The 15,483-nt window shown below is 57.5% G+C and carries 1 protein-coding gene; it reads right to left on the reverse strand.

Translation table 11 applies throughout. The annotated features are described in order from the left end of the window. Positions 1–15,357, reverse strand: a 15,357-nt coding sequence (locus tag BM316_RS16455; RefSeq protein ID WP_131802604.1) for an LEPR-XLL domain-containing protein, incomplete at its 3' end; no start/stop codon positions are given. Positions 15,358–15,483 lie beyond the last annotated feature (126 nt).

A 15,483-nucleotide genomic window follows, 5' to 3' on the forward strand; every position in this document is an offset into this window, starting at 1 on the left:
GATCGGATCGCCTGGATTGCTGACTTTGCCGCGATCCGAGTAGACCGTCTCATTCGTCGTGGTGTCTGTGAATGACCAGCTCTGATAGACAAAGCCGTATTCAACATTGGTGATGGAAGCGTCGAGGTTGGACAGCCAGATCTGATATTGCCCGGCTGTCTCCGTCTCGATTGCGCCAATGGATGTATTCAGCGTCGCGGTTGTGTTCAGCAGGACGATTTCTGCTTCCAGATCGGTGATGGACGCGGTGTTCAGGGTGCCAAGCGCTTCGCTGAAGTCGACGATGATGTAGCCGACGTTGTTGAAGCTGCCGACGCCGTAAACCGTGCCTTGGGTAATCCCGCTGAGCGCCTGATACGGTTTATCGAGACTGTCGTAAGTGACCGCAAACTGGGTCTCTTCGCCAAGAATATCGCGGAAGCCGAATTGCAGACTGCCTTTGACGGTCAACAGATCAAGTTGATCAGGCACTTTCACAAGAAGCAGGATCGTCCCCTCGCCCTGAGCAATCTTGCTCAGGTTGGCATAGAGGCGCGCCGACAGTGACAGATTGTCTGCCGCAAAGTTCAGCTGACCGATGACAAGGATCTTGCCGTCCGTCGAAATCTTAATGGCGACCTGCCCGTTGAAGACCTTTTCGCTGGTGTAGATCGAGAAGACCTTGGCCGAACCGTAAATCGTCATTGGCGCGGTAAAGGCCGCAAGGAAGCCACCGAGCGATGGGTTCGCCTGAACGGCCTTGTATTGGGCGACGACCTGGCTCTCGACGCTTTCAAGCCATTGATCAACCGTGATCGTGCCAGGCAGGGCAAAGGCAGGTCCGGCAAGATCAGCCGCGTCGGTGATATCCGGCAGCGACTTGAAGAAGTCCACGCCGCCAGTGAAGTCATTGATGGCAAGGCCTGAATTCGGCTCAAGCAGAATACCACCTGGCACCGATCCCGACACAAGAACACCAAGCGGGCCTAGCTCGGAGAAGGCAAACCGGATCGTAAACCCGCTGACCCCTGCAACACCGAAGGAGGCTTCAACACCGACAAACAGAAGCCGGTCCGCCACAGGCGTAGTGAAGTCAAACGTGCTGATCTGGTTGCCATTGGCGTCAAGGCGGACAATGCCGCCTATCAATGCGCCGTCAATGGACCCGCCAAACAGCGTGCCAGAGACCGAAACACCCAGACTATCAATCCCGATGACGGGGAATTTGCCCTCAAGCAGCAGACCCACGTCAATGCGGATACCGTTCACGGCCCCTTCAAACTGCAGGCCGTCTGCGCCACTGATCCCGCGGATCGATGCAGACAGGATCAGGATGAAGTCCGTCGGATCTTCCTGAATATCAGGCCAGAGAATACCGATTTCGGTGATCTTGATCGGCAGCCAGCTTGGCCACTTGAAGGATGCACCATCCACACTGCCAACCGACAGGAAGACGCCAAAGCCCTGCTTGGTCACGAAGGTGCCGTCACCAAGGAAGGCGAACTGGCGCGCTTCGCCGCCGATGCGCAGCGATCCCACCTGCACTTCTGCCCCGATGGCCGCAAAGCTGATCAGCTCTTCGTCATCAGCAGCGGAGGTATCCAGACGCAGATCAACGCCCTTGATCGTCAGATAAGGACCGATGTTGATCACAAAGGTATCAAGCTCGAAGATAAAGCCGTCCACCTTGCCATCTGTGAAGGTCAGACCGGCCCGCAAGGCTTCTGTGTTCGGCACACCGGGTGCTTCGCCCGGCTCGGCGCTCAGACGGTCGATAACAGTGGCGTTGATTGCCTTGCCCGGGAAGAACTTCGCACCGCCGGATGCCACAAAGATCGTGCCGTCAAAGGTCACGCCGTTGCCAGAGATATAGCTGAAGTTCGACACACCGATCCGGAAGTCATCGAATTCCAGAATTGAGCCGAGGCGGATTTTGTCGCCACTTGTGCCGCTCGTCGGTGTGGCCGTGTTGCCGGATGCACCGGGTGTATAGATCAAGACGCCTTCGCCAATGCGGAAGCCGTTGTCATAAACCGTCAGGCCCGGGATCGTTTCGCCACCAGAGTTGTCTTGTGTCAGATAGCCGGAAATACCGAATGACGGGAAAGAAATCTCGACGGTGTTGATCCGTACCAATGTCTGCCCTGCCCCGGTCGGACGGTTTGCATCATAGGAGCTTTCATCGGCGTTCGGGTCGTATTGGATCGTGATCAGACGTGCATCGAGTTCAAAGGCATTCGGCACAATCGCCTGCAAACGGTCCGCGCTGATCGACCACTTGCCGGTCGGCGAAAGTTCAAAGCCTTCGCCGCTGATAACCCCCAGAATATCGACTGCAATATCGAATTTGATCAGCAGGTTGGTCAGGGTGATGCTGACGCCTGAATTGTCAGTCTGTGTGCCGGATCCGCCAGAACCGCTGGCACCTCCTCCAAAGCTGAAGGCCGCTGTGTCAGCACCAAGTGCCAGCGTCAAAACCAGCAGGCCATCCTTGAACGCCAGCTTATCCAGACCGAAGGTCGGCTTATCAATCGTGATCGGCCCGATCTTCAGCGCCGTGTCGGATGGCGACTGCGCCATTGGGGCGGCTGTCACGGTAAAGACGTTGGTAAAGACAACCTTCTGGTTTGTCAGACCCTGGAACGTCGTCGCCAGTGTTTCCGCGCCAAAGACGACCCGCTCGCTACCATCGGCCTTCTGGTTGCCCCATGTGCCGGCAATAAACTCGACGACAACCTCACCTGCAACAAAGGCCGGGTTCGCAGGTGCTATGGCCTGTGTCGTGGCAGCAGCCGTCGGGTTGGTGCCGGTTGTCGGTTTGGCCGCAACGAAGAAGCGATAGGTCGTCTTGCTGATCTGGACGACTGTGAACTTTTCACCGACACCATTCAGCGCCGGATCAAGATTGATTGCACCGCCCTGGCTCAGGATGCGGATTTCGTCACCGTCAATCCCGATCAGCTCTTTGCCCGCCTCAGCGAGGAAGGTGATGTCGATGTAGCCCTTGGCGTTGATCTGATCGACGCTGATGCCTGAGCCGTTAAACGGCGAGGCAACGTAGGCAATCGGCTGCGGGTTGCCCAGATCAAAGCTGCCGCCTGTTGGCGGTGTTGTCGCCAGAAGACGGAAGGATACAGTCTTGGCCGCACCTTGTGCACCACGGGCGTCTTCCCATGAATTGGCAAGGAACTGGACCTCTACGGTCACAGTCTGATCAAGCGTCAGCGGCTTTGAAAGAATCTCGTAGCGGAATGTCGGACGGGATGTGCCTTCGACCAACTCGCCTTCGCCTGAGACAAGCAATGTGATCGGTGTGCTTGGCGCTGTCAGTGACCGGACGGTCAGGACAAATTCCGCGCCAGCATCTGTGATCGACGACAGGTTCATGCCTGACGGGTTCGCCGCGGTGGCAGAGCGGTTGATGTCGTTGTAGATAACGTCGATGTAGTTGAGATCCGCCAGCGAAACGATCTGGTTCTGAAGCGGCGCTGCAATGTCAGCCGTCACAGGGCGGAAGCCTGTCGTGCGCAGCAACTCGACCGTCTCACCAAAGAGCGTGTAGCCGGTGACGCGCATATCCTGAAGCTGGAAGCCCAATGCGCCGCCAAAGCTGAAGCGCGCAGCACCTTCGATACCAAAGCTGTCGGCATCCGGTGGCGTCACGGTGATCGCTGCCTGTGGGATATCAACTTCGATGCTGCCACCCGGCATCCGCGTGAAGACAACATCGTCGATCGGGTTGCCAATTTCACCGCCTGCGGTGATTGCGACGATATTTGTGGTGCCGGTCCCGCCGAAGCCAAATGTCAGCGCATCGGCTGAAACCTGTTCAATCTGTCCGGCAACCGCAGCAACCTGCAAGTCTGGCAGCGCATCGTTGTTGTCCAGCCGGATATCCTGAATGGTGTGCGGCGCGATCAGCTGGCCCGACTTGTTGATCCGCACGGTGACAGTGCCTTCGATCGTCAGCCCTTCGATCCCGACAACAGTCACGGTGCCGGTGGCGTAGATCGCAAACGACCGCGTGGTGCCAGTGCCGAATTCCCATACGGCAAGCTGGGTGTTCGTGATCAACAGGCCGATATCGTCGCTGTCGTCATCCAGAACGCCACGATCACCGATAAAGATCGAGATGTTCCGACCGACAAAGCCGCTGGTTGCGCTGGCATTCGCCAACTGAAGCTGGCTGGCCGACAACTGCGCAACTGAACCTTCAATCGTGAAGTATGGATCAAAGCTCAGTTTGGCAGCAATCAAGGCAATCGTGCGGACGTTCGCCTCTGTGAATGTGATGGTGTAGGTCGCACCGGCAATTTCGACGGTTTCATTGATCGCAGTGCGCGACGTCGTGTTGATCCGGATCTGTGCGGTGGCGCCTGTCTCAAACGCTCCGGCGCGCAGACCAAGGGTCAGCTCCATCAGACCGGCAATACCGTTGGCGGTCGATGTCGGATTGGCGGTATCGCTATAGAAGATAAAGACGCCTGCGCCTTCGGTGATGTCAAAGATGACATTGCTCTCGTCAACGAATGTGCCGGTGACACCTGTAAAGGCGATGATTGTCTTCTTCGGTCCGGCGGCATTGTTCAGCGGGCTGACCTGCGTGACAGAGATAGACCCGCTGAAGCGAAGCTCTTCGCTGTCATCGTTGCCCAGATCAACACTCAGGAACAGGTCCTCGCCTGTCAGACGGACAAACTTACCGCGCGGCAGATCAAGGAAGGTGTCAGGATCACCGTCATTTGTGGTGTCAAAGCCGATGTTTGTAGCAGTGGGTCGTGTGCTGATCTCAAGGCGGATCGTTCCGCCAACCGAAATCGCGTTGCCACCTGCTGTGGTGCTCAGATCAACAGTCACCTCAAAGCTTCCGGCCAGCCCGGTTGCCGTCAGATACATCAACGCGTCACCGGTGACAGCAAAGTCACCGATCTGGACGGTCATCGTTGTGAGGGCAATCTTGGTAAAGACCTGACCATTGGCCGAAGTGGTCTTTTCGTAAAGCAGGTCGCCTTGAAGAACAAAGTCAGCGGCATCTGCTGTGGCGGGGGTCGTGCCATCCAGATTGATCCAGATCTGGGCTCCGTTGCCTGCGCCATTACCTGCACGCAGCTCAAGCAGCGTACCGGCGAAGCTTTCAACTACAAAGATTTGCAAACCGGGGTCGAGGCCCGTGACCGTGGTAAAGTCGAGACCCGTCGGCACAGGGGTCGTTGCAGGCGGAACAAGACCGCCGGAGGCCGTGTTGACCTTCAGTTCAAGATTGTTCGCGGCCAGCACAACACCATCGACACCGACAACCTCAACGCTGCTGATCGTGGCATAGAGAGCGGAGTATTTCAGGCCATTCGTCACTGCGACACGCTGCGCCGGTGTGGTGGCCGTCGCGGCGACGTCCCGCACTTCGCCAATCAACGCCAGAGTAAAGCTGAAGTTATCGACAATCACACCTGTTGCATTGCCCGCATCAGCACGTTCCACAACTTGCGGATCGGCGGGATCACCCAGATCGACATCCCAATATGGTCCGCCTGTTCCGACAAACGCCGAGATACCGCTGCCGGTCACTTTGGTCACATCGAACTTCTTGGTGCTCGTGCTGGTCGTCAGCGTGCCACCTTGGGCAAAGCTGATGTTCCCGGCCAGATACACATACTGCTCAATGCCTATCACCACAAAGCCGCTGGCCTGAATGAGGCCCGTGGTCATATCAAAGGTGATTTGCTCGGTGCCGGCTGTCAGGTTGAACGGGTTGGTGTCGAAATCGCCCTTGGTAAAGTCGATGGCCGCGGTCCCTGATCCTTTGTTGACCAGAACCTGAAGGTTGTATGCGGCGAGCGTCAGACCTTCCACGCCCACAAGCTCGACATCGCCGCTGGCGGTCAAAGCTGTGAACGACTGGCCATTGAGCTTCGCTGTCTTGTCAGTGGCCGATGTCACTTCCTTGAACAACGCCAGACCCACCAGACCGTTCGAAATCTTCAGACCGACCAGATCGTCCTGTGCAGCAAAGTCGAGGTCGAGATCGTAGCCGGTGCCGACAAAGATATTCACGTTGCTTGCACCAAGGGTCAGACCGTTGACGAAGATGCTTGTTGCGACTTGATCGGTGATCACCGTGTAGATTTCATCGCTCTGACGGAAGCTGAACTCACCAGAGATAAAGACATACTGGTCGATTCCGATCACGACAGAACCGGTGACAACAATCTCGGCCACGACGCTGTCAAAGACGATCGGATCGCTGTTGCCAACCTGAATGGTCCATCCGTCGTCACCACCGCCGAATGTGAAGTCGAGCGTTTTGTAAGCAACGTTGTTGATGGCGCCAGCCTGATTGACGACGAGATCAAGATCACCTTTCAGGATGACATCATCGACACCGATCAGTTCAGCCCCGCCGCTGGCCTTTAGCGAGGTCCACTTGCGCAGTTCGGTGACAGGCTTGGCGGCGTTGACCTCTTTGACGATAAAGAGACCCAGACTATCAACCGTCAGACCGATGCCTGTGCCCTCTGTCGTGGCCAGCGTGTCTCCGTCAGCCCATCCAACACCGGCAAATACAACCGCGTCAGAAATCCCGATGCTAAGCACCGACGTGGTAAAGGCGGCTGTCGATCCGACCTCACGGGCTGCAATGCCGTTCTGCTGCGAGATCGCGACTTTGCCGGTGATAAAGACAAATTCCGAAACAACGATTGTTGCATCGGCAAAGACCTTGAAGCCGTTGATGCTTGAATCAATCAGCGGACGCAGCGTGCCGTCGGGTGTGTCACCATCGGCGCTGATTGCGTCGAATGTATCCTGACCAGTGATCCCTGTATCACCGCTGGCCCATGCGGTCGGATCAAGGTTGATGCTATTGCCCCAATCCAGAACATCGACCGTGGCCGTCGGGACCAGCGCATTTTTCGCACTGTTGAGCTCAAGAACCAAAGCGTCCAGATCGACGGTAATCGGATCAATACCTGTCAGCGATGCGCCAGCAATCTCGGCCTTCAGCGTGCTGTAGCCGCGACCGTCCGTCAGCGGATCGGCTGCCTTCAGCGACGCAAAGACCACCTCGGCTGTCTCGACGGAAATCCCCGGCCCGTCCGGCAGACCGATAAACAGACCCGGCGTCGTGCCACTGTCAGGCGACGCCGCAGAGATCGAAAGACGTGTCAGGACCGCATTGTTCATGTCGCCCAGCGTGGTGTCGAACGTCCCATCGCTGTTGACGTCCACATCGACGGTATCCTTGGCGAAGGTAAAGCCACCGTTGACGATGACAAAGCCGAAAGCATTGAGCGCAAGCGACCCGGTCGCATTCAACCGGTCAGAGGTTGCATCAAAGACTGCGGTGATCTCGCTACCGGTTTCCCCAAAGGTGAAGCTCAACCCAGCATCTGCTGTCGGCACGAAATCAACTGGACCTTCGATGCTTGTCCAGTCGAATGGATTGGTCACGAACGCGCCCGTTCCGGCATCAACTGTGCTTGTCGCGGTCGTCTGATACAGGTTCACGGTCACGCTTGTGATCGTGAAATCAAGGCCTTCCGGCAGGCCGTTGATCGTCGCACCTGTCAGCGTGCCGAAGATCGCGGTCGCACCGGGGGTTGTCGTTGCCGCATAAGGTCCGACCGTTGCGGTTGGTCCGGTGCCAATGGTTGGCGGTGTCGTCTTCAGCAAGGCCAACGCCAGTGACCCGGAACTGACCGAAATGCCAACACCGTTGGGCTGCCCGATAAACAGGTCGGAAATCGTGAGGCCGATCAACAGCGCTGTCGCGTCTTCCTTACCTGCCAGGCTGCTATCAAGCTCTGCGGTCAAGGCGCTGACCGATACCAGATCAAAGGTGGCACTCAAGGAAACAAATCCAAAGGCATTCAGCGTCAGCGCGCCGGATACGATCAGGTCTGTACCGGCGATCAGAACCGAGACGGTCAGGTTCTGCGTCTCCGCAATATTGGCCCAATCCAGCTGCTCGCTGTTGCGTGCATCCTTGCCGTTAAACCCGATGGTCAGTCGTGTGACGGCAATCTCAAGCCCGGATGGCAAACCCACAGGCGCGATGGCGGAGGTTGTTGCATAAAGCGCCGTCCAGCTTCTGGCTGGAGTGAGCGCGTCGACACCGGCCGATGTGGCCGTCTCGCTGACCAACGCCAGATCAAGCGCAAGATTTTCGACTTTAAAGCCGGTGCCTTGATTGGCGATACCATTGACGGCGCCGTCACCGTCCCGTGTGAACGCACCACCGGTTCCCGCAAAGAGGTAAACATCGCGCAGGCTGAATGTGAGGATCGACACATCCGTCATGGCTGCCGTGTTTGCAGTGCCGCCGTCCAGAGCGGCCAGGTTCTTGACCGATCCTGCAAAGGCACCTGACAACAGCACCACAGTGTCAATCTGGATTTCCATCGCACCTGAGAACAGCACGCCAATGCTCGCGTCGATATCAGCAAGCATCGTGCCGCTGACCTGCGATACAGACGACCAGTCCAGTTTGATCTCAGGCCCGACCAGCGGTGTTGCTGCGACATTCAGTTTCACGGCCAGATCGTTGACCTCAATGACCAGCGCATCAGGGAAGTTCTGCAGCGTCACCTGCTCTACTTCGACAGCAACCGCAGTCCAGCGCAGCAACTCACGGGTCTCGACCGTCGTGGTCAGCACGTTGTCGACCGTTTGGGTGATGATCGCGAGGTCAAGGTTCGCACCAGTTGCACGGAAACCGGTGCCTGCATCCGGGTCAATCGCTGTCGCCTTATCGTCACCGTCCAGTGTGAATTGACCACCGACACCGGCAAAGAGGTTCACATCGCTGACAGAAACGGTCAGCACTTGCGCCCCTGCAATCGTGCGATTGCCGTCAGCCACGTTCTGAATGCTGGAGCTGATCGTGAACTGGCCATAAGCCAGCACTGACCCAAAGAGATCAAGCTGGATGAACCCGCCGATGGTAATGCCGACAAGAATATCGATCGCGCCGTCGCTTGTGGCATCGGTGAGATCAAGCGATGTGCCATCCAGCGCAATCAGCGTGTCGATGTTGCTGCCGGCATTGTCAGTGTCCCAGTCGAACTTTGCTTCTGTCGTGTCAGAGACAAAGTTGCCCTTCACCACAAAGTCGAAAACCTTGGCATCGAAATTCGGGATATCCAGACCCCGGACACCCAAGGCACCCACATAGACGTTGACGGCGGTGCGGGTGACGAGCGGCGTTGTTGTTGCGACAGCCGGAACAGGTTCAGAGACGGACACAATCTCGACGTTGACATCAGACCCGAAGAAGCCGGTTCCGACACCTGCCGTAATGCCTGTCACCTTGCCGTCTGCATCCTCATCAAATTGACCGCCGACACCGGCAAAGATGAAGGTGTCCGTCACCTTGAGGATAAAGATATCCGCATCTGTCACGGATGTGGTGCCGTCAGTGATAGTGCCGGATTTGATCGACCCACCAAGTGTGCCTGCAATCAGCACCCCTCCGGTGATTTCAAGGCGCAGGTTACCGCCAAACGCAATGCTGTCGCCTGACTCCAGCGCCGCAATGCTTGCTGGCAGAGGCAATGCCTCAGGCGTTGTACCGAACTTCACCGTGGCCCAGTTCAGACGTGTCTGCGAGTTTACAGCGACGTTCTGACCGGATTCAGGCAGGTTCATGTTGAAGCTGAAATCGGTGATGTCAAAGACCAGCGAGGATGGCAGCCCTTGCAAACCAACGCCGTCAGCCGTCACCGACACGGCAGTGTATGTCACGATATTTGCAATAGTCGCGTCGAGGTCTTTCAACAGCACGATATCGAGCGACGCGTTGTTCACGACAAAGCCGGTGCCATTGGTGCTGTTGACCGACAGCGCCCGGCCGGAGTCAGCGTCAAAGTTAAACGTCCCGCCCACACCGGCGAAAAGGCTGATCCCTGACAGGCTGATTGTCAGGACCTGCGCGTCTCCGATGACCAGCGTATCGTCCGTGACGTTGGTATAGTCGTTGATCTCAAGCGAGAACCGGCCAAGTCCCAGCACAAACCCTGAGATATCAACCTCAACCGCGCCGCCGATTTCAAAGACAACGGCATCCGTCAGGCCCTGCGCAGAGTCGGTGATCGCAAAGCCTGGCAATTCGGCCGACAGCAGCGTCCAGTCGATTTTGCTTGGCAGATCAACCGTAACCGCCGCATCCGTGACACTGTTGCCTGCAACCACGAAGTTGTAGGCCTTCAGCGTGATCCCGTCGATGCCCACAGGTGAGGCCTGATCCACAGTGATCCGGTAGGCCGTCCAGCTATCGCCCGTCGCACCACCCGCCGTGACCGTGCCGCCGCTGATGGTCAGCAACTCAAGCGAAACATTGGTCGCGGTAAAGCCGGTGCCACCGTCGGCAAATCCACTGGCCGTGCCAGCATCAAACGCGCCGCCGCTTCCCGCAAAGAGCGACGCGTTGGTGACGCTGAAGCTGAAGACATCAGCGCCCGTGATCTGAACATCACCGGCATCAATATCAGTGTTGAAGATCGCACCGGCCAGCGAGCCCTTCACCAAGACCTTGTCGGTATCAATGATCAGTTCCAGCGTGGCGGCAAATTCCAGCCCGTAGCCTGCATCGAAGGTTGCAATCGTAGATGGCAGGTCTGCGCCCAATTCATCGACCAGCTCTGTCCAGTCCAGCTTGACAGGATCAACGGCGGCATTGGCGTTGTTTGCGCCAAAGAACAGGTCGGTAATTTGGAATTGCAGGGCATCCGGCAAACCGATGAGGCTCACAGTCTGCACATCGAGCGCAACTGCGGAATAAGTCTGCAAAGCGGTCTTGTCGTTGACGATCACCAACTCAAGCGACGCACCAGAGGCATAAAATCCAGTGCCAGCCGCAGGGTCGATGCTGTCTTTAGTGCCGTTGGTCAGCGACCCTGATCCGGCAAATGCGCCACCAACACCGGCAAAGAACTCAACGTCGCTCAGTGTAAAGATAAGGATATCAGCGCCGGTGATCGGTGTGACTTCGTCATTCAGGTCCTTGGTCAGTGCCAGCAAGGTAAAGCGACCCGTCGCCAACACGCTGTCTGCCACGTTGAGGTCAATGCCACCGCCGATAGACAGCGACACCGCGGCATCCAGCAACTTGATGCGGGTGAGATCGCTGAAGGCCGCGTCTGTGACACCGGTCCAGTCAATGTTTGTGCCGTTGAGGATCGCAGTGCTGTTGCCGGACGCTTCAAAGTCGAAAAGCTCAATGCCCACGCCAGCAAGACTGCTCAGACCAGCGGCTGTGACTGTCGCTGCCTGAATATCAAAGGCGGACCACTTGTTCGTTGGAACCAGCGTTTCTGTGACTGTGACGATCTCGATCGCGACGCCTGTCGCGCTCAGTCCGGTTGCATTGGCAACATCTACCCCTGTGACCGCACCGTCAGCATCACGGGTAAAGTCACCACCAACGCCTGCAAAAAGGAACCCGCCCGAGACGGTGAAGGTAAAGACCGAAATCGCACGGTCATCGGTGTAGGCCGCGCCATCGTTCAGAACCCCGTCACTGATCCGGCCCGACAGCGTCCCTGCCACCAGCACGGAGCCGGATACAGCAATCTCGACACTGCCGCCAAAGGCAATGCCGTAGAGGTTGTCGAATGTCGCGATGTTGGTGGGAAGATCGGTGATCTGGCCAGCGGCGGCGCCATCGAGGGCTGTCCAGTCGATCTTGGTTCCGTCAGCAGCGGCATTGTTCATGCCGAAGGTCACATTTTTCAGGGTAAACGTCAGGTCGGATGGAAGGCCGACAGGTGTCACGGTGCCCAGTTCACCATAGACAGCCGACCAGCTTCTTGGGGCTGGTGGGCCTGTGGTCATTTCGTTGACAACGACAAACTCGATTGTCGCAAGCTGGACGGTAAAGCCTGTGGCATTCGCCTCATTGACAGAGCGGTCGCCAGTTGTGCCTTCCAGCACAAAGCCGGTTCCGGCCCAGACAGAGGCTTCGGTCAATTCGAAGATCAGGACAGAGGCACCGGTCAGCGCGATGCTGGTGTCATTCACATCTTGCGTTTTGGAAATCAGCGAGAAGTCGGCGGTCGCGATGAAGTTGGTTTCAATCGCCAGCAACAGCGAACCGGTCACCGCGATTGTTGTCTGATCGGTGATCGTGGATAAGGCAGGGGCATCTGTTGCCGCAGCCCAGCTGATCTTATCGGTGCCGGTTGTGGCGTTGTAGTCAAACGCAAACCCTGTCAGCTCAACCGTGACAGCCGAAAGCCCTTTTACCGTCACCGTATCCAGCGCCCCTTTGATACCTGTATACTGAACAGGTGCCGCAGGGTTGGTGATGTCTGTCAGAATGCCAATCGCAAAGCTGCCGCCCGCCGCAAGGAAGCCTTGCCCGTCATCAGCATTCAGAACGCCACCGGTTATCGTGGCCCCCTGCCCTGCAAAGACCGAAAGGTTCGACAGGCTCAGATACAACAGATCGCCTGTCACACCATCAATCAGGACGCCCTTGGCCGTGGTCAGTGTAATTGTGCCGGTGAGCAACAGCGCATCGTCGATGTTCAGTTCATCAATCGTGACCTGCACATCAAGACGTTCTGTTGCATCATATGCAGCGATATTGGCAACAGACGTCAAAGTGAGCGTTGAGGCTGCCCAGTCAAATGCGCCAGCGCCATTGTCAAAGTTTGCCCGCACCAGCAGATCGCTCAGATTTAGCGTCAGACCGTCGATGCCTTCAGGGCTGACGGTTGCAGCACTCAGGTAGATGGCCGCATAGCCAGCCGTCGCAGTGGAGTAGCTGGCGAATTCGAATGTCACGCCGGTCGCGACAAAGCCCTGCGCACCGTCACCGACTGTCAGCGCTGTCACATCGCCGTTGGCGTTGCGCGTTGCAGTGACTGTGCCGTTCCCGGCAAAGGCAAACGCATTGAGCACCGAAATTGTCAGCAGGCTTTCTCCGGCGGCCGGGGTCGTGATCGACAGCGCGAAGGTGGCCGCAAGCAGAACGTTGTTGTTGACCGTCAGTGTGGCCTGTGTCTCGATCTCGAAGACCGTGCCGCTGAGCGTCAGGCCCGCAGCAGCGAGCGGTGTCTGGGTCCAGTCCACACCGTCGTTATAAATGACAGCAAAATTGCCGACACTCGCGGTCGTATCAGGGATGCCGACGATCTCGCCGCTGCCGACGCTCAGCGTCAAACCTGTGAATGTGCCATTGGCAGTGCTCAGAACAGCCAGTGTCGCGCCGATGTTTTCAGCATAGAAGCCGGTGGCATTCGTTGTCGTAACGGTAGGTGTCGCTGGAACGCTGGCATCAATAACCGCGTCCACACCGCCAAAGATCTTGGCGCTTGTGATTGTGAAGGCAAAGAGGCTGCCGTTGACGGTGGCTGTTCCATCATCAACGCCAGTCACATCTGTCAGCACCAAGCGCACGGTGCCGGCAATCAGAACGTTGTTGTTGACGGTCAGTGTGGCAGAGGCCGCAACCTCGACCAGCGCGGCGGTGCCACCGATCACAAAGCCTGCAGCTTCGGAGATGATCTTGACGGCGGCGTTGTAGATCGTCGCGGTGACATCGCTGACGCCGATCAGTGATGCATTGCCAAGCGTCGCATCGAGGTTGGTCCAGGTGCCTGTCGCGTCGGCATAGATATTGAGTGTGAATGCCGCGCCGCTGATCTCGACACCGACGGACCCCGTGCCATCAGCAAAGTAGCCATTCGCTCCGGTACCGACAAAGACGCTCGCACCCTCAAGCGTGATCGCCAGAAGATCGAGCGCCGCATTGGCAACATCCGCACCACCTGTCGTCGAAACCTTGGTGGCCGTCGTTTCGGTCACAGAGATGCTGAGCGTTGCTGTCGGGACAGTGCCTTCATCAAAGAGGATCGAGATCACGTCAGCGACGGAAATCTCGAAAGTCCCGTCGCCCTGATCAATCTCGCCAGTGATGAAACCGGCATCATCAATCACAAGACGGTCGTCCGTGTTTCCGAACTGGATCGACTCTATGCTGGTGAAGGTGATGGTGTTGGCACCGAATGTAACGGAACCGGCATTGACGTCATCAAGGTTCACCACCGCCGCGACATCAGGCAGAACCAGTGTGTCGACCTCGGTCAGCGCCGCGCTCGGGTCGGAGGCGTTGATCGCTGTCACCACCGATGTCGTGACGACCACCTCGGACCCGTTGTTGAAGTTCGCACTATTGTAGACGGCTACTGTGCCGTCAGCGCGCACCACGTAGAAGTATGCGTTCGTGCCGACTGTGTCGGTCAACGTGCCATCATTCGGGGTGCTGAGGTTGCCGCTGACCGGATCACCGGCTGCTGGCAGAACGGCCGGGATACCACGGCGCTCACCCTGCCCCAGTGTTTCGTTCATCAGCGCAAAGCCCGCGTCGTGATCAAAGCCAGCGGCGTGGCCGACCTCGTGGCGGATGACGGTCAGAAGATCGACGCCTGCGATGTCACCGACAAGTGTCGCGCCGCACAGTGTTGTGAATTCCTCGTCAGACTCTGGCGTCGTATCAAGGAACCATCCCTGCCCTGCTGCGTTCACATCAAGTATGATCTGTGCGCCGGTGATATTGCCAAGCACGCCATCTGACAGATCGGCAATGGCGATCGTCAGATCGGAAAAGAGCGTGTCATCACCCAAGGCCGTGCGCCATTCGGAGATGACAAAACCAAGCATCGCTTGGGCGTCAGACTGGCGGATTTCGGTGCCGATCGCGGCGCCTAACGGACCGCTATAGACAAGAGCGTCACCTGCAGCACCAAAAACCCCGTTGGGGGTGTTTTCAGTTTCAGCGTTGTTTTGTTGGGTTTCCGAGATTTGCACAGGGGGTGCCTGGGCGTCATGGCCCTTTGCATCGGCCTGACCAACCAGTGAATTCACGGATGATGCAAAGACCGGTTCAGGGTCTGCCTCTGGTGTCTGTTGCAGGCTGACGAAGGGCTCATCGGTCGCCGCCTCATCACCTGTTTGCGATGCTGCCGGGATTGCAACTTCGGTTGCATCAACCAGCGCATCAGATGTGTCTGCCTCGCCCTCACCGTCCAGCCATTCCTCAGGCCAGACGATCTCGTCGTCGGCTGTCAGCCCGGCGTCCTCTGCCTCGGGCGCGGCTTCCGGCGCTGCCTCGATTGCGTCAAGCTGCTGGACCAGAGCGGCCACCTCGGCTGCAGGATCATAGCGTCCGCTGTCCTCGACCAACCGCGCAAGCTCGCCTGTCAGCGGGTCTGCAGACAGCAGGATACGCGGCTCCAGCGCCTCGACCTTGAAGCTTTCCTCGCGGTGCAACTCGTGCTCTGTGGGATCGGTATCAAAGCCGGACTGCAGGCGAAGCTGATCATCCGCCGAAGCATTGCTGCCTCGGGCGAAGAGATTCCGGAGCTTCGTCAGCGTTGACATTGAGTGGATCGCGGCGCGGTCCCTGCGCCCTCCAAAAGGAAACGAGTGGTGTCCCTTCAAGCTAGCGAATCGGATTCGCTGCGTAAACGGAAATCTGTTTCGAAAAAGTAAATACCAAATATGGTG

The sequence above is a fragment of the Yoonia litorea genome (assembly GCF_900114675.1).
GTDB classification, from domain to species: Bacteria; Pseudomonadota; Alphaproteobacteria; order Rhodobacterales; family Rhodobacteraceae; genus Yoonia; species Yoonia litorea.